21 protein-coding genes are annotated in these 22275 nt (G+C 64.5%); 12 read left to right on the top strand and 9 right to left on the bottom strand.

From position 1 onward, the window contains the following. Positions 1 to 28: 28 nt before the first annotated feature. Positions 29 to 736, top strand: a complete 708-nt coding sequence (locus NTU39_RS04875; protein WP_150666783.1) for a histidine phosphatase family protein — start codon at positions 29 to 31, stop codon at positions 734 to 736. Between the two features lie 12 nt (positions 737 to 748). Here NTU39_RS04875 and NTU39_RS04880 read toward each other — a convergent pair whose 3' ends face one another. The 3 genes from NTU39_RS04880 to ruvC all read right to left on the bottom strand — a co-directional run bounded on the left by NTU39_RS04880 (position 749) and on the right by ruvC (position 3496). After that, the gene (locus NTU39_RS04880; RefSeq protein WP_373275361.1) at positions 749 to 1735 is read right to left on the bottom strand and encodes an oxygenase MpaB family protein; all 987 of its coding nucleotides are present in this window, start codon (positions 1733 to 1735) and stop codon (positions 749 to 751) included. A 92-nt stretch (positions 1736 to 1827) separates the two neighbouring features. After that, positions 1828 to 2898: a Holliday junction branch migration DNA helicase RuvB gene (gene ruvB, locus NTU39_RS04885; RefSeq protein ID WP_150575667.1), complete on the bottom strand. Its 1071-nt coding sequence runs from the start codon at positions 2896 to 2898 to the stop codon at positions 1828 to 1830. A gap of 55 nt (positions 2899 to 2953) precedes the next feature. After that, positions 2954 to 3496 (bottom strand): crossover junction endodeoxyribonuclease RuvC, encoded by a 543-nt coding sequence (ruvC, locus tag NTU39_RS04890; RefSeq protein WP_150575668.1) that lies wholly within the window; start codon positions 3494 to 3496, stop codon positions 2954 to 2956. 224 nt (positions 3497 to 3720) lie between these two features. Between ruvC and NTU39_RS04895 the strand changes: the two genes are divergently transcribed. The 3 genes from NTU39_RS04895 (at position 3721) to NTU39_RS04905 (ending at position 5887) form a co-directional block, all read left to right on the top strand. Further along, positions 3721 to 4137, top strand: coding sequence for a CopD family protein (locus NTU39_RS04895; RefSeq protein ID WP_150666796.1), 417 nt, complete (start codon positions 3721 to 3723; stop codon positions 4135 to 4137). A 101-nt stretch (positions 4138 to 4238) separates the two neighbouring features. After that, positions 4239 to 4856 (top strand): 2-hydroxychromene-2-carboxylate isomerase, encoded by a 618-nt coding sequence (locus NTU39_RS04900; RefSeq protein ID WP_150666782.1) that lies wholly within the window; start codon positions 4239 to 4241, stop codon positions 4854 to 4856. A 65-nt stretch (positions 4857 to 4921) separates the two neighbouring features. Then, on the top strand, positions 4922 to 5887 hold the full coding sequence (locus tag NTU39_RS04905) for an NAD(P)-dependent oxidoreductase (protein ID WP_150666781.1): 966 nt from the start codon (positions 4922 to 4924) through the stop codon (positions 5885 to 5887). Positions 5888 to 6007: 120 nt separating this feature from the next. On the opposite strand, the gene NTU39_RS04910 is transcribed toward NTU39_RS04905, so the two are convergent. Continuing rightward, positions 6008 to 6853, bottom strand: a complete 846-nt coding sequence (locus tag NTU39_RS04910; protein WP_039402356.1) for a MurR/RpiR family transcriptional regulator — start codon at positions 6851 to 6853, stop codon at positions 6008 to 6010. A 318-nt stretch (positions 6854 to 7171) separates the two neighbouring features. On the opposite strand from NTU39_RS04910, the gene edd reads away from it, so the two are divergent. The 5 genes from edd to NTU39_RS04935 all read left to right on the top strand — a co-directional run bounded on the left by edd (position 7172) and on the right by NTU39_RS04935 (position 13198). Further along, positions 7172 to 9004, top strand: a complete 1833-nt coding sequence (edd, locus tag NTU39_RS04915) for a phosphogluconate dehydratase (protein WP_257960041.1) — start codon at positions 7172 to 7174, stop codon at positions 9002 to 9004. A 34-nt stretch (positions 9005 to 9038) separates the two neighbouring features. Continuing rightward, positions 9039 to 9665: a bifunctional 4-hydroxy-2-oxoglutarate aldolase/2-dehydro-3-deoxy-phosphogluconate aldolase gene (gene eda, locus NTU39_RS04920; RefSeq protein ID WP_150666779.1), complete on the top strand. Its 627-nt coding sequence runs from the start codon at positions 9039 to 9041 to the stop codon at positions 9663 to 9665. Positions 9666 to 9822: 157 nt separating this feature from the next. Beyond that, positions 9823 to 11178 carry a GntP family permease gene (locus tag NTU39_RS04925; RefSeq protein WP_150575673.1) on the top strand — a complete coding sequence of 452 codons (1356 nt, stop codon included), beginning with the start codon at positions 9823 to 9825 and terminating at the stop codon, positions 11176 to 11178. A 117-nt stretch (positions 11179 to 11295) separates the two neighbouring features. Continuing rightward, the gene (locus NTU39_RS04930) at positions 11296 to 11829 is read left to right on the top strand and encodes a gluconokinase (RefSeq protein WP_150666778.1); all 534 of its coding nucleotides are present in this window, start codon (positions 11296 to 11298) and stop codon (positions 11827 to 11829) included. Between the two features lie 49 nt (positions 11830 to 11878). Beyond that, entirely contained in the window at positions 11879 to 13198 is a 1320-nt protein-coding gene (locus tag NTU39_RS04935; protein ID WP_257959342.1) for a THUMP domain-containing class I SAM-dependent RNA methyltransferase, read from the top strand. A 77-nt stretch (positions 13199 to 13275) separates the two neighbouring features. On the opposite strand, the gene NTU39_RS04940 is transcribed toward NTU39_RS04935, so the two are convergent. From NTU39_RS04940 to NTU39_RS04960, 5 genes are all read right to left on the bottom strand, one after another. Then, entirely contained in the window at positions 13276 to 14439 is a 1164-nt protein-coding gene (locus NTU39_RS04940; protein WP_257959343.1) for a hypothetical protein, read from the bottom strand. 118 nt (positions 14440 to 14557) lie between these two features. Beyond that, entirely contained in the window at positions 14558 to 15328 is a 771-nt protein-coding gene (locus tag NTU39_RS04945; protein ID WP_257959344.1) for a 5'-methylthioadenosine/adenosylhomocysteine nucleosidase, read from the bottom strand. Between the two features lie 122 nt (positions 15329 to 15450). After that, positions 15451 to 16893 (bottom strand): NAD(P)(+) transhydrogenase (Re/Si-specific) subunit beta, encoded by a 1443-nt coding sequence (locus NTU39_RS04950; RefSeq protein ID WP_150666774.1) that lies wholly within the window; start codon positions 16891 to 16893, stop codon positions 15451 to 15453. Beyond that, complete coding sequence (locus NTU39_RS04955) at positions 16890 to 17222, bottom strand: NAD(P) transhydrogenase subunit alpha part 2 (protein WP_150666773.1); 333 nt, start codon at positions 17220 to 17222, stop codon at positions 16890 to 16892. Before NTU39_RS04955 ends, NTU39_RS04950 begins: the two co-directional genes overlap by 4 nt. A 21-nt stretch (positions 17223 to 17243) precedes the next feature. Further along, the gene (locus tag NTU39_RS04960) at positions 17244 to 18374 is read right to left on the bottom strand and encodes a Re/Si-specific NAD(P)(+) transhydrogenase subunit alpha (RefSeq protein ID WP_150666772.1); all 1131 of its coding nucleotides are present in this window, start codon (positions 18372 to 18374) and stop codon (positions 17244 to 17246) included. 407 nt (positions 18375 to 18781) lie between these two features. Between NTU39_RS04960 and NTU39_RS04965 the strand changes: the two genes are divergently transcribed. The 3 genes from NTU39_RS04965 (at position 18782) to NTU39_RS04975 (ending at position 22107) form a co-directional block, all read left to right on the top strand. Next, complete coding sequence (locus NTU39_RS04965; RefSeq protein WP_150666771.1) at positions 18782 to 19258, top strand: NUDIX hydrolase; 477 nt, start codon at positions 18782 to 18784, stop codon at positions 19256 to 19258. Then, entirely contained in the window at positions 19255 to 20421 is a 1167-nt protein-coding gene (gene mnmA / locus NTU39_RS04970) for a tRNA 2-thiouridine(34) synthase MnmA (RefSeq protein ID WP_257959345.1), read from the top strand. Before NTU39_RS04965 ends, mnmA begins: the two co-directional genes overlap by 4 nt. 84 nt (positions 20422 to 20505) lie before the next feature. Continuing rightward, the gene (locus NTU39_RS04975; RefSeq protein WP_150666769.1) at positions 20506 to 22107 is read left to right on the top strand and encodes an FMN-binding glutamate synthase family protein; all 1602 of its coding nucleotides are present in this window, start codon (positions 20506 to 20508) and stop codon (positions 22105 to 22107) included. Positions 22108 to 22275: the final 168 nt, after the last annotated feature.

Raw genomic sequence — 22275 nt, forward strand, 5'->3', positions numbered from 1 at the left:
CGCTTAACCTGAACACGCAATTGCATCGATGAACGGCACGACCACGACCCTGACCCTGATTCGCCACGGCGAGACCGACTGGAACCGCGTCAAACGGATTCAGGGGCACACGGACATTCCGCTGTCGGCGGAGGGCGAGCATCAGGCCGTGTTGTTGGGGGCGCGTATTGCACGTGAAATGGCAGTGAGCGGTAGTGTGTTCGATCACGTGCTGACGAGCGATTTGCAGCGCGCGGTGCAGACGGCGGAGCCTGTTGCGCAGGCATGCGGATTGCCGCTGGTGCGCACAGCGAGTCTTCGGGAGCGCCACTATGGCGCTTTCGAGACGCGTGTGCCCGATGAAATTCAGGCGGACTTTCCGCAGGACTACGTGCGTTGGCAGAGCCGCGATCCGGACTTCGTGATTCCTGGCGGCGAGTCGACGCGTGGCTTCTATACGCGCATCACCGGTTTCATCGCGCGGGTCCTGCGTGATTACGCGGGCCAGCGCGTGGTGCTTGTAGCGCATGGTGGCGTGCTCGATTGCTGCTACCGGCTCGCGACGGGGCTGGCCCTGACCGAGCCGCGGTCGTACCCGTTGCTCAATGCCAGCGTGAACCGTCTGTCGTACGACGGGGCGCATTGGAAAGTGCTGAGTTGGGGCGACGTCACGCATCTGGACGACGCCGTGCGCGACGAGAGTAACGACAAGCCTGCCGATGCCGCAGGCGACCGCGTCGATCCGCGTGTGGTGTAACAGAGCGCGCGTCTAGCGCTCCAGCGACGGCGCAGTCACCTCCACCGCTGGTGTCGCCAGTGCCCGACGACGCGCCCGATGCGCCACGCTGTTGCGCATCGACCAGCGTGCGACCTGTGCCATGTGGCGCACAGCAGGGCGCACGGTAAGGCGGCGAATCGTCGCCTTTTCATCGAAGCCGAGCATCGTTTGCGACCAGTCCGGCAGCAGATCGACCCCCGCTCGGAACAGCAGTCCACTGAATACCCGCGCGCCAGCAAATGGTGCGGGCAGGTTGCGCAACACGCGCACGACTTCTTCCGTGCGGTCGCTTGCGCTGAGCGTGGGGCGCATCGCCGCGAGATAGTCGTCGATCTGCGCGACGCTCGTCGGCACATCGCGCGCACCCAACGCAATGGCAATGCGAGCAACTTCTGCGTAATAGCGATCCTGATCGTCAAGCGAGAACGCGGGGTTCTTGTAGACGAGATAGCTGCGCAGAAAGCTCGACGTCTCGGCCACGTGCACCCACGTCAGCAGATCGGGATCGTAAGCGGCGTACGGCCGCCCATCGGGGGCCGTGCCTTTGACTTGGAGATGGATGCGTCGCACGCGTTCGAGCAGCGCTTCGGCGTCGGCCGTGTTGCCGAAGGTTGTGCCGCCGATGAACGTCGCGGTGCGGCGCAGACGGCCCATCACGTCCTGCCGGAAAGTCGAGTGGTCCCAGACACCGGCCATCGCCAGCGGATGCAGCGATTGCAGCAGCAGCGCGCTTACGCCGCCAATCATCATCGAAGTGAAATCGCCGTGGACGTGCCAGCAGGCGGCGTCCGGACCGAACAGGCCCGGGTCGCCATCAGGCGTGTCGTAATTCAGGCGCGGGGCACCGGGGCCGGACGTCAGGCTCACGAGCCGCATGGCGATGGCGTGCCGCAATCGCCCCGACACACCCACGACCGGTCCGGCGGGCCGCAGGGGCGTTGCCGGGGGCGGGGTGGGCAGATCGTCGTGGGAGGCCATGTCGTGCCTTGGGGGGAGCGTGAACGTCGATTGTCCGACAGAGGGATTCGCCGGACCTGCGACGTATCGTCGCCATAAGGTCGCTGTGGGCGCTACTTGCCCGTCGCGTCCGGCGACCAGAGCGAACCGCTTTCCGGTGCGCTGCCGGGCGCTGCCAGCCCGAAGTGACGGTAAGCGGCGAGCGTGGCGACGCGACCGCGCGGCGTACGTTGCAGGAAGCCCTGCTGGATCAGGAACGGCTCGATCACGTCTTCGATGGTGTCGCGCTCTTCGCCGATGGCGGCGGCAAGGTTGTCGACGCCGACCGGGCCGCCGTCGAACTTGTGGAGCACCGCTTCGAGTAGCTTGCGGTCCATCACGTCGAAGCCGACCGCATCGACGTCGAGCATCGATAGTGCGGCGTCGGCCACGGCGGCGGTGATGCGACCGTCGGCCTTCACTTCGGCGTAGTCGCGCACACGGCGCAGCAAACGGTTGGCGATACGGGGCGTGCCGCGTGCGCGGCGTGCGATCTCAAAGGCGCCGTCGTCGGCGATCACTGCGCCGAGCAGGCTCGCCGAGCGGCGCACGATGCCCGCCAGTTCGTCTGCCGTATAGAACTCCAGACGCGCCACGATTCCGAAGCGATCTCGCAGCGGGTTCGTCAGCATGCCGGCGCGGGTCGTCGCGCCCACGAGCGTGAACGGCTGGAGATCGAGCTTGACGCTGCGCGCCGCCGGACCTTCGCCGATCATGATGTCGATCTGGTAGTCCTCCAGCGCCGGGTACAGAATTTCCTCGACGACCGGCGAGAGCCGGTGAATTTCGTCGATGAACAGTACGTCGTTGGCTTCGAGATTGGTCAGCAGCGCGGCGAGATCGCCCGGACGCTCCAGCACCGGCCCCGACGTCTGACGCAGATGCACGCCCATTTCGCGGGCGATGATGTGGGCGAGCGTGGTCTTGCCCAGACCCGGCGGGCCGAAGAGCAGCACGTGGTCGAGCGGTTCCGAGCGCTTGCGGGCCGCCTCGATGAAGATTTCGAGCTGTTCGCGTACCTTGCGCTGACCGACGTATTCGTCGAGCAGCTTGGGGCGCAGTGCGCGCTCGAAGGCTTCTTCGTTGGGCGAGGCCGGCGTGGGCGCAATGATGCGCTCGGCGGCGAGTTTGTCGGTTTCGATCATGGATGCATTGTAGCGCTTCGGACGTCCGCCCTTAGCCCACCCTTTGGGCCACCCTTTAGCCCACCAGTCGACCGCGTTTCACACGCAGGCCCTTGGCGGCCAGCGCGGGCGCGACTTCGGTGAGCGCCGCGTAGGTTTCGCCGCTGTGCGCGTGGCAGATGGCGACGCCCAGCGCGTCGGAGGCGTCCTTGCCCGGCGTGCCGGTGAGGGTCAGCAAACGGGTGACCATCTCCTGCACCTGCTCCTTGCGCGCGCGTCCATAGCCGACGACCGCCTGTTTCAGTTGCATCGGGGTGTATTCGAAGACTTCGAGCCCGCCGACGGACAGTGCCGTGATGGCCGCACCACGCGCCTGACCGAGCAGCAGTGTGGATTGCGGGTTGACGTTGACGAACACCTTTTCGATGGCGGCCTGATCGGGCCGGTAGGTGTCGACCAGTTCGGCCACGCTCTCGAAGATGATGCGCAGCCGGGCGGGCAGGGTGCCTTCGCCGGTACGGATGACGCCGCTTGTCACATATTGCAGACGGTTGCCGTGCTTTTCGAGCACGCCGAAGCCGGTGACGCGCAGGCCGGGGTCGATACCAAGAATTCTCATGCGGGGGCCGATGACCGGCGTGCTACGCCGATGTGAGGCAAAAAAGCCAATATGGTCCGTATTCTGGCACAGCCCGGCGGCATCGAGTCGAATGCATCGCGTCGATTTGCCGCAGGCCCGGCACCCGTTGGCGGGTGGCGCTGCGCATCGCGATACGGCGGATTGTTGTACATTGCTTGCTGTTCAAAATATTCGACGGCCTGCTGGCGGGCCGCTTGTCCCCGATGCTCTGGATCAAAGCGCTTCACATCGTTTTCGTCGCTTCGTGGTTTGCCGGTCTGTTCTATCTGCCGCGCATTTTCGTCAACCTTGCGATGGAGAGCGATCCGGCCGCCACGCAACGTCTGCTGCTCATGGCGCGCAAGCTCTATCGCTTCATGACGATTCTCGCCGTCCCGGCGCTCGCTTTCGGACTGATCCTCTGGTTGTACTACGGCATCGGCCGCTACGGTGGCTGGCTGCACGCCAAGCTGCTGATCGTGGTGCTGCTGCTCGGCTACCACCATGCGTGCGGCCGTCTGCTGCGCAAGTTCGAAACCGGGCGCAACACGCGCTCGCATCGCTGGTATCGCTACTTCAACGAGATTCCGGTGCTGGGGCTGCTCGGCGCGGTGATTCTTGTGGTCGTCAAACCGTTCTGACAACGCCTGCGACCGTCGCCTGCACAACACACATCGAACACGTCATGCATCAACAGCGCCAGTCATAGGCGCCCCCTACCGATAGCAAGAGGAGTTTTGCCGTGAGTCTGACTTGTGAGTATTTTCTGGCGACGCAGTCGCCCTATGTCTACATGGGGCACGCCCGTTTCGTCGAGCTGGCGCGCCGCTACGGTGTGCAGATCCAGCTCAAGCCGATGGACCTCGGGCGTGTCTTCAGCGGTTCGGGCGGTCTGCCGCTCGCCAAGCGCGCGCCGCAGCGTCAGGCGTATCGTCTGGTGGAACTGGCGCGCTGGTCGAAGTATCTCGGCCTGCCACTGAACCTCGAACCGAAGTTCTTCCCCGTCTCGGGCGATCCGGCGGCAAAGCTTGTGATCGCAACGCAGCTCGCGCACGGCACCGACAAGGCGCTGGAACTCGTCGGCGTGGTGTCGAATGCGTTGTGGGTCGAAGAGCGCAACATTGCCGACGATGCCACGCTGCAGGCGCTCGCCGATAGCCTGTCGCTCGACGGCAAGTCGCTGCTCGCCGCGTCGCATGGCGCAAGCGTGCAGGCAGCCTACGACGCCAACACCGACGACGCGGCCGCCGCGGGCGTGTACGGTGCGCCGTGGTTCGTCTTCGAAGGCCAGCCGTATTGGGGCCAGGACCGCCTCGACTTCCTCGAACGCGCCTTCGCCGAGGCCAGCGCAAAGCGCTGAGTCTGTCGCAGAATCTCTCGCGCGCTGCCGGGGATGCCGGTGGCGGCAACCCCCAGGAGTGAAGCATGAGTCGTCCGGAAGTTGTGTTGTACAAGAGCGTGCCGCCTGATGTGCGTGCACGATTGGCCGAGCATTTCTCGCTCACTGAATTCGACGGCGTGAACGACGGCAACCGTGCCGAGTTCGCGACGGCGCTCAGCCGTGCGGACGGTGCCATCGGTGTCGGCGTGAACGCGACGCCCGCGCTGCTCGACGGCGCATCGAAGCTCAAGGCGTGGGCCACGATCTCTGTGGGCTACGACCAGTTCGATGTGCCCGACCTCACGCGTCGTGGCATCAAGCTGATGAACACGCCCGACGTGCTGACGGAAACCACCGCCGATACCGTCTTCGCGCTGGTGTTGTCGAGTGCGCGTCGCGTGGTCGAACTGGCCGAACTGGTGAAGGCTGGCGGCTGGAAGGCGAGCCTCGGCGAGGAGCACTTCGGCACCGATGTGCAAGGCAAGACGCTGGGCATCGTCGGCATGGGACGCATCGGTGGCGCAGTGGCGCGCCGCGCCGCCCTCGGCTTCGGCATGAAGGTGCTGTACAGCAACCGCTCGCGCAACGAAGCGGCGGAGAAGGCCTACGGCGCGGAGCATCGCACGTTGCCCGAACTGCTCGCGCAATCCGATTTCGTCGTGACGCTGGTGCCGCTGTCGCCCGCCACGGAGCGTCTGATCGGTGCGAAGGAATTCGCGCAGATGAAGCGCGGTGCGATCTTCATCAACGCGGCGCGTGGCAAGGTGATCGACGAAGCCGCGCTGGTCGACGCGCTGGCCTCCGGACATCTGCGTGCTGCCGGTCTCGATGTCTTCGAACGTGAGCCGGTATCGGTCGATTCGCCGCTGCTGAAGATGAAGCACGTGGTGGCGTTGCCGCATATCGGCTCGGCCACGCACGAGACGCGTCACGCGATGGCGTCGTGCGCTGCCGACAATCTGATCGCTGCGCTGACGGGCAAGCCACTGCAAAACGTGGTGAATCCGTAAGCCGGGCCTTCACGCGCGGAACATTGCGTGGAGAAGCGAGAAGGGGCGAAGCGCTGTCATGGCGCTTCGCCCCTTTTTTCGTTGACGGTGTACGGTGCATTTGAGGTGCACCGGATCCGGTTACTTGCCGTCGTTCGCCGTGCGTCGCCGGTTGATGACTTCCTTGGCTCGTGCCAGTTGCGATGGCAGCCGATCCCCGAGACGCAACGCCATGCCGACCGCGAGCACGTCGCCGATGGCGAGATGGGCGATGCGCGAGGTCAGCGGCGAATACACGTCGGTGTCTTCGTCGACGTCGGCGAACAGCGCCACGCTGGCCTGCCGCGCCAATGGCGAATTACTGTGCGTGATGGCGATCACGCTCGCGCCCGCCGTGCGCGCCAGTTGTGTGGCTTCGAGCAGATCCTGCGTGCGTCCCGTATTCGAGATCGCCACAACAACGTCCCCCTCCTTGAGGAGTGCCGCCGACATGCCATACACATGCGGATCGCTGTACGCGACTGCGGGTACGCCGAGGCGGAAGAACTTGTGCTGCATGTCCTGCGCGGCGATGCCCGACGCACCTGCGCCGTAGAACTCGATGCGTCGTGCCGACGCGAGCAGTTCGATCGCCTGGCCGATGCTGTCGGGTGAGAGATTGTTGCGCACCTGCATCAGGCTGCCGATGGTGCGGTCGAGCACTTTGCTGGCGATGCCCGGCACCGGCTCGTCCGGACGCACGTCGCGGTGCACGAACGGCACGCCCTGCGCAATGCCCTGCGCCAGACGGATCTTGAATTCGCGATAGCCGCTGCATCCCACCGCCTGACAGAAGCGGGCAATCGTCGGCTGGCTGACGTTGGCGCGCTCGGCGAGTTCGTTCATCGAGAGATCGACGACTTCGCGCGGGGCGTCCAGCACATAGGTCGCGAGCTTGCGCTCGGATGGGCGCAATTGGGTCAGCGTGGCTTCGATTCGGTTAAGCATGGCAGGCAGCAACTAAAGCAGACGTGCGGCAAGGGACGGCGCTCACTATAGCACCCGCACACCGCGTGGCACCGCGCCGGGGTTGAGGGTGCGGACGCGGAAATCATGAATGAAATGTACAAAAACTACAAAAATACGACATTTTACATTATGGAGTGAGGTTTCTTAATCCGGCAAAATATGGCGTAAGTATTGGATATGACTGGGTAAAACCCTGACTGTCGATGGCTTTGGATTGATGAGATGTAGAATTTCTACTAAACTCCGCTCCCAATCGCACCTGCCCCAGGTGCATCGCGAGTCCAGTCCTACGACATGATGTCCGAGCAAAAGAAGCCCCTGCACCCGACCGTAATGGCCGTCACTGCGCGAATTGCAGCGCGTAGCCGCGACACGCGCGCAGCGTATCTGGCCCGCATCGACGCGAGCGCCGGTCGCTTTCCGCAGCGCGGCGCGCTGTCCTGCGCGAACCTGGCGCACGGTTTCGCGGCCATGCCTGCCAACGACAAGCTGATCCTGCGCGAGCAGCGTCGCCCGAACGTGGGCATCGTCACGGCGTACAACGACATGCTCTCGGCGCATCAGCCGTACGAGCAATACCCGGCGCGTCTGCGTGAGGCGGCCCGCAAGCTGGGCGCAACGGCGCAGGTCGCAGGCGGCGTGCCCGCCATGTGCGACGGCGTCACGCAAGGCAATGCGGGCATGGAGCTATCGCTGTTCTCGCGCGAAATCATCGCCATGAGCACGGCCGTCGCCCTGTCGCACAACATGTTCGACGCCGCGCTGATGCTTGGCGTGTGCGACAAGATCGTGCCGGGTCTCGTGATCGGCGCCTTGCAGTTCGGGCATCTGCCGACGATCTTCGTGCCCGCTGGCCCGATGGCGAGCGGTTTATCGAACGACGAGAAGGCCAAGATCCGCCAGTTGTACGCCACCGGCAAAGTGGGCCGCGACGCGCTGCTCGAAGCCGAATCGCAGGCGTATCACGGTGCGGGCACGTGCACGTTCTACGGCACGGCCAACAGCAATCAGTTGCTCATGGAAATCATGGGTCTGCATCTGCCGGGCGCAGCCTTCGTGCACCCGCACACGCCCCTGCGCGATGCGCTCACCGACGCGGCGCTCGCGCGCGTGCTGGCCATCGGCGCAGACACCCCCGAATACACCCCCGTCGGCCATGTGGTCGACGAGCGTGCTGTCGTCAACGGCATCGTCGGCCTGCTGGCCACGGGCGGCTCGACCAATCACACGCTGCACCTCGTGGCGATGGCTCGTGCGGCGGGCATCATCATCGACTGGGACGATTTCGACGCGCTGTCGGCCGTCGTGCCGCTCATGGCGCGCGTCTATCCGAACGGCAAAGCCGACGTGAACCATTTCCACGCCGCGGGCGGCATGGGCTTCCTGATCGGCGAGCTGCTCGACGCGGGCCTGTTGCACGACGACGTGAAGACCGTCGCCGGTCCGGGCCTCTCGCGCTACCGCGCCGAGCCGTGGTTGTCGCCCGAAGGGGTGGCGTGGCGCGCAGGGAGCGCCTACAGTGGTGATCGTGACGTCTTGCGCGGCCATGCCGAGCCGTTCGCCCCCGATGGCGGATTGCGGCTCATGCACGGCAATCTGGGACGTGGCGTCATCAAGGTGTCGGCGGTCAAGCCGGAACATCGGCGCGTGGCCGCAACGGCACGCGTATTTACTTCGCAGGAAGCGGTCCAGGCCGCGTTCGACGCAGGCGAGCTGCGTCGCGACGTGGTCGTGGTGTTGCGTGGCCAGGGGCCGCGCGCTAATGGCATGCCCGAGCTGCATCGCCTCACGCCGCTGCTCGGCGTCTTGCAGGACGAGGGATTTGCCGTGGCGCTGGTGACCGACGGCCGGATGTCCGGCGCGTCGGGCAAGGTGCCTGCGGTGATTCACGTGTCGCCCGAAGCGGCTGGCGGTGGTCCGCTGGCACGCGTGTGCGACGGCGATCCGATCGTGCTCGACGCCAACACCGGCATGCTGCACGCCGAAGTGTCGCCGCAAGTGTGGGCCGAGCGCGAGAACGCGCCGGTCGACGTGTCAGGTGACGACACCGGACGTCTGCTCTTCGGGCACATGCGTGCGTCCGTAGGCGCGGCGGAAACGGGCGCTTCCGTGTTCTTCGGCATCGAGTGACGAGCACTACGTCACTGCATTCAAGGAAAACGTAATGAACATCAATGACATCGTTCGTGCCGGCCCCGTGGTTCCGGTGCTCCAGTTCGATAACGTCGAGCAGGGTGAGCAGGTCTCGCGTGCATTGCTCGCGGGCGGCGTGCGCGTGCTCGAAATCACGCTGCGGACGCCGGCGGCGATGGACGTCATCCGCCATGTGGCCGGACTGTCGGACGAACTGATCGTTGGCGTGGGCACGCTTACGCGTCCCGAAGAAATGGCGCAGGCCGTGGCCGCCGGTGCGCGCTTCGGCGTGTCGCCGGGTTATACGCCAGCGCTGGGCGCAGCCGCCAAGGCGGCCGGTCTGCCGCTGCTGCCGGGCGTGGTGACGCCCTCGGACATTCTGGCGGCGCTCGCCGACGGTTACGAGACGGTGAAGTTCTTCCCGGCCGAGCCTTCGGGCGGTGTGCCGATGCTCAAGGCGCTTTACGGCCCGTTCCGCGAGGTGCGCTTCTGCCCGACGGGCGGCATCAGCGCGGAGTCGGCACCGTCGTATCTGGCGCAGCCGAACGTGGTGTGTGTGGGCGGCTCGTGGCTCACGCCCAAGGCGCTGGTCGACGCGAAGGACTGGGACGGCATTACGCGTCTGGCCCGCGCGGCGAGCGCGCTGCCGCGTGCCTGAAGCGGCGCCCGTGCCGCAAACGCAACGTCGAATCTCGCAACTGTAGCAACTCGCATCGACGGCAGAACATCGCCGGTTTTACCGAATAACAGGATTTCAATAAACGGGCGCGAGCCCAACGGGCATCCGCCCATCTAGCCAAACGAGGAGACCCCCCATGGTCGCGGTGCAAGGCAACTTGCTGCTGGTATACGCGCTTATCGCGGTAATCGCGCTGATTCTGCTGATCGCGCGTTTCAAACTGAATCCGTTCATCACGCTGATCGTCGTCTCGCTCGTGCTCGGGCTGGCGGTAGGCATGCCGATGGGCGGTATCGTCAAGGCATTCGAGACGGGCGTGGGCAACACGCTGGGTCACATTGCGCTCGTGGTGGGGCTTGGCACGATGCTCGGCAAGATGATGGCCGAGTCGGGCGGTGCGGAGCGCATTGCGCGTACGCTCATCGGTTTCTTCGGTGAGAAGAACGTGCACTGGGCGATGGTCGTGATCGCGTTCATCGTCGGTCTGCCGGTGTTCTTCGAAGTCGGTTTCGTGCTGCTGATTCCGATTGCGTTCAACGTCGCCAAGCGCACCGGCACGTCGATGGTGCTCGTGGGCATCCCGATGGTCGCCGGTCTGTCGGTCGTGCACGGCCTGATCCCGCCGCACCCGGCGGCGCTGCTGGCGGTGACCGCCTACAACGCGGACATCGGTCACACGATCATGTACGCGCTGATCGTCGGTATTCCGACGGCTGCGATTGCCGGTCCGCTCTTCGCCAAGCTGATGGCGCGTCACGTGGTGCCCAATCCGGATAACCCGCTGCTCGCCCAGTTCGTCGAAGCCGACCGTCCGATGGACAAGCTGCCGGGCTTCGGCATCACGCTGTTCACGATTCTGCTGCCGGTCATTCTGATGCTCATCGGTAGCTGGGCCGACCTGTTCTTCGCACCTAAGACGTTCGCGAACGACTTCCTGCGCCTGATCGGCAACTCGGTGATGGCGCTGCTCATCGCCACGCTCGTGAGTTTCTTCACGTTCGGCAAGCAACGCGGCTTCAATCGCGATCAGATTCTGAAGTTCACCAACGAATGTCTGGCCCCGATTGCCACGATCACCCTGGTGGTGGGGGCTGGTGGCGGTTTCGGGCGTATCCTGATGGACAGCGGCGTGTCGAAGGCGATTGTCGACGTCGCGAACAACGCCCATCTCTCGCCGCTGCTGCTCGGCTGGCTGGTGGCGGTGCTGATCCGTATTGCGACGGGTTCGGCCACGGTGGCTATGACGACCGCCTGCGGTATCGTCGCCCCGATTGCCATGGCTGCCGGTTCGACGGTCAAGCCGGAACTGATGGTGCTGGCTACGGGCGCAGGGTCGCTGATCCTGTCGCACGTGAACGACGGCGGTTTCTGGCTGGTTAAGGAATACTTCAACATGACCGTGCCGCAGACCTTCAAGACGTGGACGGTGTGCGAGACGATCATTTCGGTTGTCGCGCTGCTGCTCACGCTGGGTCTGGCTGCGGTGGTGTAATCGGCAATATCGCTGTAACGGGTAAGCGCGCCGCTCGGGCAGTGAACACGCGCAGAGCGGCGCGAGCATTACGGGTAACACGCTGGCACAGGTCGGCACGGAACAAGGAGACGAGCCATGATCGTCGTGGTAATGGGCGTATCGGGCAGCGGCAAGAGCACGGTTGGGCAAATGCTTGCCGACCGGCTGGGCTGCGGGTTTTCCGACGCAGATTCGTTTCACAGCCCCGCGAACATCGAGAAAATGCGTCGCGGCGAAGCGCTTAACGACACCGACCGCGCGCCGTGGCTGGCGGCGATTCGCGAAGCCATCGTTGCACGCCGGGTGGCGGGGCGTCATCACGTGTTCGCGTGTTCGGCGCTGCGCGCACGGTATCGCGACGTGCTCGGCGAGCACGACGGCGACGTCGTGTTCGTCTACCTGAAGGGCGCGCCCGAGGTGATCGGGGAGCGTCTGGCGTCGCGCTCGGGCCATTTCTTCGATCCGGCGTTGCTGCAAAGCCAGTTCAATACGCTGGAAGAACCGCGCGATGCGCTGATCGTCGACATCTGCGATTCCCCCGACGCCATCGTCGAAACCTTGCTTCACAAGCTTGCCGCCTGCCCCGGCGGCGTGCCGCTGACGTCCGCCGGTTCGGCGCGCGTACAATAGCGGTTTATTCCCTCCGCCGGCGCTTCGCGCGCCGGTCGCACGCACCCACATGGCTTCCTTCGAATTCTTCGCGCCCTGTCCCCGTGGACTGGAAGAGGCGCTTGCCGCCGAACTGGCAGAACTGGGGCGTCTCGCCCCGATTTCGGTGGGCAAACAGGTGCCCGGTGGTGTGCACTTCGCCGGTCCGTGGGCCGCAGGCATGGCAGCCAACCTGCATTCGCGCATCGCGAGCCGTGTGCTGCTGCGCGTCGCGCAGCAGGGCTACCGCACCGAACAGGACATCTACGAATTTGCCCTGCGTCAGCGCTGGGAAGACTGGTTCGGCTATCAGCAGACGCTGCGGGTGGACGTCACCGGTATCAAGGCACCGGTGCGCAGCCTCGAATTCGTCACATTGCGTGTGAAGGACGCCGTGTGCGACCGTCTGCGCGAGAAGACCGGTGCGCGTCCGAACATCGACACCATGCAGCCCGACGTGCGCGTGTTCGCCTTCCTGACGGCGACCGACGCCACGCTCTATCTCGATACCTCCGGCGAGCCGCTGTTCAAGCGCGGCTGGCGTCTGGACAAGGGCGCAGCGCCCCTGCGCGAAAACCTCGCGGCGGGCATTCTGCGACTGGCCGGCTGGCGCACCGATACGGCCGCCGACATGGTCCTGTACGACCCGATGTGCGGCAGCGGCACGTTCCTCGCGGAAGCCGCGCAGATCGCGCTGGGTGTCCCGGCCGGTGCGGGACGCCGCTTCGGCTTCGAGAAGCTCAAGGGCTACGACATCACCGCCTGGCAGGCGCTCAAGGTGCAGGCGGACGAAGCGCAGCGCGACGCCCGCGTGCGCGGCGTGCCCGAGAGCATCTTCGGTAGCGACATTTCCGGCGACATGCTGGTCAAGTCGCGCGCCAATCTGGAGCGTGCCGGTGTGGGCGACATCGGTCTCAAGCAGGTGGACGCGCGCGATATGTCGCCGCCGGTAGATCGTCCGGGGATCATCGTCGCCAATCCGCCGTACGGCGAACGTATCGAAGTGCGCGGCCGCCGTGCCCCGCGCGACGCCGACGACGGTTATTCGCCGGACGTGCAAGGCAATCGCGGTGGCTTCCAACGCAACCAGCCGGACGGCGTCGACGCCGAGTTCTTCCGTGCCTTCGGCGATGCGCTCAAGCAACGCTTCACCGGCTGGAGCGCGTTTCTGCTCACGGCCGACATGAGCCTGCCTGGGCAGATGCGCCTGCGTGAATCGCGTCGTACGCCGCTGTACAACGGTGCGCTGGAATGCCGCTTGTTCCGCTTCGATCTGATCGCTGGCTCCGTGCGCAAGCGCGCAGGCGAGGGTGAGGGCAAGACGGAAGGTGGGCGCGACACGGCTGAGTAAGCGTTAGCGCCTCGACGTTCTGCGTCATGAAAAAGACCGGCCAGTGGCCGGTCTTTTGCTTTGTGCGCACAGCAGCGTTAGCCTGCGTTACCGTCGCGGCTGTCGTCCGCCTCTGCGAGATAGGTCGCAGGCGGCGCGGAGCGGGGGCGCTCGCTCGGCGGTTGCAACGGAGGTTCCGGTGGTGGCGGCAAGGCAGCGCGCTGTGCGGCGCGTCGCTGGGCGGCGACAGCCGTGAGCACCGCGCGACGTTCGCGCAGATCGCTCGGCGCGATACGGCTGCGCCGGGGATCGCATGTCACGTTTTCCGGATCGGACAGGTCACTCTCGTAATCGGGGCCGGTGCGTGGCGAATAGTCCCGCACATCCAGCACACCGACGACGGTGACGTCCCTGAGCCACCGTTCGGTGTCGCAAGTGACGGCGTTGTGACTCAGGATGTCGTCGACGATCCCGAGTTCGCGCGGGTCCGGATGAATCTGCCACACGTCGTGCGTGGCTTCCCAGTGCGGCCAGATCTGCCCGCCAGCGCCGTAATGGCAGTACGCGATGGCCTGATAGGCCTTGCGGCAGACGTCGCGCGTCGCGTAGCACCAGGGACGATCCAGTGTTGCGATGTCGATCATCCGCGAGAGCACGCTGGTCGGGTTGGCGCCCGCACTGTAGAAATACACCCACTTGTTGGTCGTGTCGAACGACCAGGGCACGGCGATATCGTGTCCGAAGGCTTGCAGAATCCGCAGGGTCAGGATGTCGTCGGCGACATGCGTTTCCGGATCGCGCACGAACACCGACTGCGCCCATGTTTCGAGGTTCGGCGTGCCGGCGATGCGCTCGTAGAGTGTCCAGCCGGTGCGGCGCGGGAGCAGACGACGCAGCAGATCGACGGCAATGTCCGCGGGCAATCCCGTATCTCTGAGGGCATCCAGTGTGACCTCGTGATCTTCCAGAACAGCCAGCCGACGAAGCGCGATGACTTGCTCCGCCGTGCGGGCAGGCTCTCCGACGACCGTCTTGCCGATGCACGCCTCGATCTCGCGTCCGAACGTGCTGTCGGGGTGTTCGGCGGCGCGCATCACGGCAGCCTTCGTCGGATTGCATTTTGGGTTGAGCGCCCGGATGTTGACGACGTCCGTCCAACTGAGCGCGCGGTAGAACGGTTCGAGGGCAGGGGTGCTTGGATGGCCAGTCTGCGCTGAGGACGTGGGTGGCGCAGATAGCGCGCGATGACCGTCTACGTTCATTGGGTGTCTCCTCCGGACAATGGACAAGGCGACATTGTCTGGAAGGAGGCCGATGCGGGATGTCGAGATCGCCCGCCGGAATGTCCAAACGGGGTTGGGTAGCGATGGTTCGGTGTGTTTAGGCGGACGGTGCGGCACGCGCGCTCAGGAAGCGGCGAAGGATGCCGTGAGAATAGTGACTCGCGACCTCGCGCAGAAAGCGCGAAAAGTCGACGTGTGCGGTGTCATCGGCCGCGTCGGAAAGCGTGCGCATGACGGCGAACGGAATGCCGTACTCGTGGCAGACCTGCGCGACCGCCGCCCCTTCCATCTCGACGGCAAGGGCTTGCGGCAGCGTGCCGCGCAACAGCGTGACTTCGTTGGCGCTGGAGACGAAGCGGTCGCCGCTGGCGATTTGCCCGACGTGCACGCGCGGCGCGGACATCCGCAGCTCAGTGCGCAGTTCGGCGCTCACCTGCGCGGCCATCTCGTCGGCAAGCCAGTCGCGCGCAGCCTGAGCGAGGGCATCGCGCAGTGAGGCTTCTGCATCGAACGCAGCGCGCCCGAGCAGCGGGATTTCGAAGCGGGGGAAGAGGGGGCTCGCGTCCATGTCGTGCTGCGTGAGCGTGTCGGCGATGACGACGTCGCCCACCGACAAGCCGTGCGCGAGTCCCCCGGCCACGCCGGTGAAGACGATTTCCCGCACGTCGAAGCGATGGATCAGCGCAGCCGTCGTGGCAGCTGCCGCCACTTTGCCGATGCGCGCGAGCACGATGACGCAGTCGTGACCGTGTAGCTTGCCCACGTGATAGTCGCGCATGCCGATGTGTTCGACGTGTGCCCCGGGGGCCATCTCCGCGAGCAGATCGGCGATTTCTTCGTGAAGGGCGGCGACGATGCCTAGCGTCATGATGCGGGACTCTTTCGCGCGCGGTGGCGCGCTAATGCGTGGATCGAGCGCGCATTGTAGCGCGGGGCTGCACCCGATGTTGGCGTGCAGCCCCGCGCAAAGATCCAGCGAAAGGGTCCGGCTTACTCGACCGCTTTCACCATCTCCTCGATCACCTTCTTCGCGTCGCCGAAGACCATCATGGTCTTGTCGAGATAGAAGAGTTCGTTATCGAGCCCGGCATAACCGGCGGCCATCGAACGCTTGTTGACGATGATCGTCTTGGCCTTGTATGCCTCGATGATCGGCATACCCGCAATCGGCGAGCCCGGGTCGTTCTTCGCGGCAGGGTTCACCACGTCGTTCGCGCCGAGTACGAGCACCACGTCCGTCTGACCGAATTCGCCGTTGATCTCGTCCATTTCCAGCACCTGATCGTACGGCACCTCGGCTTCGGCCAGCAGCACGTTCATGTGACCCGGCATGCGGCCCGCGACCGGATGAATCGCGTAGCGTACGTTCACGCCTTTCTCCGAGAGCTTGTCGGTCAGTTCCTTGAGCGCGTGCTGCGCCCGGGCGACCGCCAGACCGTAACCCGGCACGATCACCAGCGATTCGGCGTTGCTCATGAGGAACGCGGCGTCGTCGGGCGAACCCGATTTCACCGGACGCTGCTGCTGTTCGCCACCCGCCGCGCTCGTGCCCGGCGTTGCGCCGAAGCCACCGAGAATCACGTTGAAGAACGAGCGGTTCATCGCGCGGCACATGATGTACGACAGAATCGCGCCGGACGAACCGACCAGCGAACCCGCGATGATCAGCATCGGATTGTTCAGCGAGAAGCCGATGCCCGCGGCCGCCCAGCCCGAGTACGAGTTCAGCATCGAGACCACGACCGGCATGTCTGCACCGCCAATCGGGATGATGATGAGCACGCCGAGCACGAACGCGATGGCCGTCATCAGAATGAACGGCAGCCAGCTTTGCGACAGGAAGAAAATGACGCCGAAGCCGAGCATCGCGATGGCGAGCAGCAGGTTGATCGTGTGCTGTCCGGCGAACTGCACCGGCGCGCCCTGGAACAGACGGAACTTGTACTTGCCCGAGAGCTTGCCGAACGCGATGACCGACCCCGAGAACGTGATCGCCCCGACGAACGTGCCGATGAACAGTTCGATCCGGTTGCCCGGCGGCAGGAGGGTTTCGCCCGCAGGCACGATACCGAATGCCGCAGGCTCCGCGACGGCCGCAACAGCGATGCACACCGCCGCCAGACCGATCAGCGAGTGCATGGCGGCCACGAGTTCCGGCATCTTCGTCATCTCGACCTTACGGGCGACGAAGGCACCGATGCCGCCGCCGACCACAAGACCTGCGAGGATCAGCGCGAGACCCGAGTAGTTGCCGCCCATCAGGCGTCGCAACTCGTAAATCAGCGCAATCGTGGTAACAGCCGCAATCGCCATACCGATCATGCCGAATGCGTTGCCGCGTCGCGCCATCTTCGGATTCGACAGGCCCTTGAGCGCCTGAATGAAACAGATCGACGCGACCAGATACAGCAGCGTGACGAGATTCATGCTCATTGCTTGTCCCCCTCGATCGCCCCAGCCGTCTTAACCGGCTTATCTTTCTTCTTGAACATCTCCAGCATTCGCTGGGTGACGAGGAAGCCCCCGAACACGTTCACCGCTGCAAGCGCCACCGCCACCACACCCATCGTCTTGCCGAGATTGCCTTCGGTGAGACCGGCGGCGAGCATCGCACCCACGATTACGATGGCCGAAATCGCGTTCGTCACGGCCATGAGCGGCGTGTGCAGCGCCGGTGTGACGTTCCACACCACGTGATAGCCGACGTACACCGCCAGCACGAAGATGATCAGATTGATCACCGTGTGATTAATCATTTCCATAACATTCCCCTTCGTTTTTCCTTAGGCGGCGCGCAGCACCTGACCGTCGCGGCACATCAGACAGGCGGCGACGATGTCGTCGTTCGTGTCGATCACGAGCTTGCCCTCCTTGTCGATCACCAGCTTCAGGAAGTCGAGCACGTTGCGTGCGTAGAGTGCGGAGGCATCGGCAGCGACCATACCGGCGAGGTTGGTGTAGCCCGCGATGGTGACGCCGTGGACTTTGACGACTTCGTCGGCCACCGACAGCGGGCAGTTGCCACCACCGTTCGCACCGCGCCCGGCCGCCAGGTCGATGATCACCGAGCCGGGCTTCATGGCTTTGACGGTGTCTTCGCTAATGAGCGTCGGCGCGGCACGGCCCGGAATCAGGGCGGTGGAGATGACGATGTCGGCCTGCGTCAGACGCGTGTGTACCAGTTGCGCCTGACGCGCGAGCCATGCCGCAGGCATCGGGCGAGCGTAACCGCCCACACCCTTGGCGATCTCGCGTTCTTCGTCGGTCTCGAACGGCACATCGATGAACTTCGCGCCGAGCGATTCGATTTGCTCACGCACCGCCGGACGCACGTCCGATGCTTCGATCACCGCGCCCAGACGCTTGGCCGTCGCAATAGCTTGCAGGCCCGCGACACCCGCGCCGAGCACGACCAGACGTGCAGCCTTCACCGTACCGGCGGCCGTCATCAGCATCGGCATGAAGCGTTGATAGAGGTTCGCAGCGAGCATCACGGCCTTGTAGCCAGCGATGTTGGCCTGCGAGGAGAGGACGTCCATGCTTTGCGCGCGCGTGGTGCGCGGCGCAGCTTCGAGCGCGAAGGCAGTGACGCCAGCGGCGGCCATACGCGCATTGTTCTCCGCGTCGAAGGGATTGAGCATGCCGACGACCACGCTGCCGCGCGACATCTGGGCAAGTTCTTCGGGGGAGGGGGCGCGTACCTTGAGGACGAGTTCTGCGCCGAGCGCGTCGGCGGCGCTGCCGAGGGTGGCCCCGGCCGCCTCAAAGGCGGCGTCGGGCACGCTGGCAGCGTCTCCAGCGCTGCGGCCGATCACGATCTGGTGTCCTGACGCGACCAGCTTCTTCACCGTCTCGGGCGTAGCCGCGACACGGGATTCGCCGGAAAGCGTTTCGGCGGGAATGCCGATTTTCATTGCGTATCTCCTTGGGTTTGTGAACTGATCTCATCAGCGGCCAAAAACCAAGGAGCCGCAGCGCGTACGCTGCCGAGGCAGACGCGTTACCTGTTTCGCCGCTGATGACATTAGTCCTGCACAAACCACTGCGTTCGAACTACTGCAAAAACCGGTGATGCGGTACTGCAACTGCACATTGCACTTTGCTGGTGCTCGAAGCTTACCCGAAGATTACAAATGCGCCTATTGCATGGAATGGCATATCAATACTAACTATCGGTAATGAATGTGACGGGATCTGCACGGGACTCGCCGACCGGACGGTCGGTCTTGAAACGGCCCCGTCTTCAGCGCCAAACCCCGTCAGACGGTAAAATGTCGCTTTTATCGGGGTCTCCTGTCCCCGCGTCCCGCTAGGATGTGCCATGAATGCACGCTGGAAGCCCAACGTGACGGTTGCTGCGGTCGTCGAACGAGACGGCCGTTTTCTGTTTGTCGAAGAGCAAAAGCGTGCCGGTCTGCTGATTAACCAACCGGCCGGTCATCTGGAGCCGGGCGAGTCGATCCTCGATGCCGTGCGCCGTGAGGTGCTGGAAGAGACCGCACATACGTTCGAGCCGCAGCATCTGCTCGGCATCTATCTCGCGCCGGGACCCGACGACATCGCCTACCTGCGTTTCACCTTCAGCGGCACGTTGGGTGAATTCGACGCGACGCGCACGCTCGACGACGGCATCGTCGGCACGCTCTGGCTCACGCCGGACGAGGTGCGCGCGCAGCGGGCACGGCACCGCTCGCCCATCCTCGAGCAGTGCATGGACGATTACCTGCGAGGCGTCCGGTACGACCTCGGCATACTTCAGACCCATCCGGCACTGACCGGCGGGCAAGGCAACACATGAGTCAAAAACGCGTAGTAGTGGGCATGTCGGGCGGCGTCGATTCGTCGGTCACGGCGTGGCTGCTCAAACAACAAGGCTACGACGTCGTCGGTCTGTTCATGAAGAATTGGGAAGACGATGACGACAGCGAATACTGTTCGACCCGGCAGGACTGGATCGACGTGGTGTCGGTCGCCGATCTGATCGGCATCGACGTCGAAGCGGTGAACTTCGCCGCGGAGTACAAGGACCGCGTCTTTGCGGAATTCCTGCGCGAATACTCGGCCGGACGCACACCGAACCCGGACGTGCTGTGCAACGCCGAGATCAAGTTCAAGGCGTTTCTCGATCACGCCGTGGCGCTGGGCGGCGAGACCATCGCCACCGGCCACTACGCCCGCGTGCGTGAGCGCGAAGGGCGCTTCGAACTGCTCAAGGCGTTCGATCACACCAAGGATCAGAGCTACTTCCTGCACCGTCTGAACCAGCAGCAGCTCTCGCGCACGATGTTCCCGCTCGGCGAAATGCCGAAGACGAAGGTTCGCGAGATCGCCGCGCAGATCGGCCTGCCGAACGCGAAGAAGAAGGATTCGACGGGAATCTGCTTCATCGGGGAGCGTCCGTTCCGCGACTTCCTCAATCGCTATCTGCCGACCAAGCCGGGGCCGATGAAGACACCGGACGGCACGACCGTCGGCGAGCACGTGGGGCTGGCGTTCTATACGCTGGGCCAGCGCAAGGGGATCGGTCTGGGCGGCAGCCGCGACGGTTCGGGCGAGCCGTGGTTCGTCGCACGTAAGGACATGGCCAGCAACACGCTGTATGTCGTTCAGGGACACGACCACCCGTGGCTGCTCTCGGGCACGCTCGATGCCGAGGACCTCTCGTGGGTCGCAGGCGTTGCACCGGCCGAAGGCACGCGCTGCGGTGCGAAGACCCGCTACCGTCAGGCAGACGCTGCCTGCGAAGTCGTGCGCGCCGACGCCGGCGGGCTCACGCTGTCGTTCTCGGACGCTCAATGGGCCGTGACGCCAGGTCAGTCCGCCGTGCTGTACGACGGCGAGGTGTGTCTGGGCGGCGGCATCATCGCGTCCACGATGCCTGCCGTCGCAGCAACGGACGCGGCGGCTGACGCAGGCGGCAAGTCCGCAGCATCGAAACACATCATCCTCAATACGCATTGAAGCCGCCGGCGCTCGCCGGGGGGACACCCGGCAGCGTGCCGGCGACCGTCTTGCTGCTCCCCCCGCAAAAGCCTAGGAGGTTTCATGTTTTCGCGCCGATTTCTGGCTCTCTGGATCGCCGTGGCGTTGCTCGTTGCGACGCTCGTGCTGGTGCTCGTCGACGGATGGAATCCGCTCTGGCCCATACCGTTTGCTGCGTTGGTCGTCCTCGGGGTCTGGGACGTCGTTCAGCAGCGTCACGCCGTACTGCGCAACTACCCGCTGTGGGGACATTTCCGGTTTCTGTTCGAGTTCATCCGGCCGGAAATCCGTCAGTACTTCGTGGAGGACGACACCTCCGAGACACCGTTCTCGCGCGCTCAGCGCAGCATCGTCTATCAGCGCGCCAAGGGTGACGTCGACAGCCGACCGTTCGGCACGGAGCTGGACGTCAGGGCGACCGGCTACGAGTGGATTGCCCACTCGCTGGCGCCGACCGTCCTGAAGAATCACGACTTTCGCATCACCATCGGTGCGGATCGCGCGCAGCCGTATTCGGCCTCGATCTTCAACGTCTCGGCGATGAGCTTCGGCGCGTTGTCCGCCAACGCTATCCGCGCGCTCAATCGTGGGGCCAAACTGGGCAACTTCATCCACGACACGGGCGAAGGTTCGATCTCGCCGCATCATCGCGAACAGGGCGGTGATCTGATCTGGGAAGTGGCGTCGGGGTACTTCGGGTGCCGCAACGACGACGGCACGTTCAACGCCGAGAAGTTCACCGCGCAGGCCACCACGCCGCAGGTGAAGATGATCGAGGTGAAGCTCTCGCAAGGTGCGAAGCCGGGCCACGGCGGCGTGCTGCCCGCCGCGAAGATCACACCGGAGATCTCCGCAACGCGCGGCGTGCCGATGGGGCAGGACTGCATCTCGCCGTCGCGCCACAGCGAGTTTTCGACGCCGCTGGGGCTGCTGCAATTCGTCGACCGGCTGCGCACGCTCTCGGGCGGCAAACCGACGGGTTTCAAGCTTTGCATCGGTCACCCGTGGGAATTCTTCGGCATCGTGAAGGCGATGCTCGAGAGCGGCATCCTCCCCGACTTCATCGTGGTGGACGGCTCCGAAGGTGGCACCGGTGCTGCACCGCTGGAGTTCACCGACCACGTGGGCGCGCCGTTGCAGGAAGGGTTGCTGCTGGTTCACAACACGCTCGTGGGCGCGGGGTTGCGTGACAAGATCCGCATTGGCGCGTCGGGCAAGATCGTGACGGCGTTCGACATTGCACGCACGCTCGCCATTGGCGCCGACTGGTGCAATTCGGCGCGCGGCTTTATGTTCGCCATCGGCTGCATTCAATCGCAGAAGTGCCACACGGACCGCTGTCCTACCGGTGTGGCCACGCAGGATACGTTGCGTCAACGGGCGCTCGTAGTGCCGGACAAGGCGCAGCGTGTGCATCAGTTCCACGCGCAGACGTTGCACGCGTTGCAGGAATTGATTCAGGCCGCAGGGTTGGCGCATCCGTCGGATCTGCGCGCACATCACATCGTCAAGCGTGTGTCGTCCAATGAGATTCGTCTCATGTCCGAATCGCTGAAGTATCTGGAGCCGGGCGATTTATTGCGCGGTCAGTTCCGCTATCAGTTGTACGAGAAGTACTGGCCGATGGCGCGCGCCGACAGTTTCTCGCCGGCGGCGGTGGCCTGACGATATCGCGCTAAAGCGATCCGAAGCGGTCGCTGAAAAACAAACCCGACGCGTGGTGGCGTCGGGTTTTTTTATGCTTCTCGATAGTTTTCTTCCCAAAAGCCAAAAATGCCGGGCGTGGCGACTCACATTAAGGTCTCCACCGGATGATGCTCGCGCGCGTACTCG

Origin of the sequence: Pandoraea commovens, from assembly GCF_024704525.1 — a bacterium.
GTDB lineage: Bacteria > Pseudomonadota > Gammaproteobacteria > Burkholderiales > Burkholderiaceae > Pandoraea > Pandoraea commovens.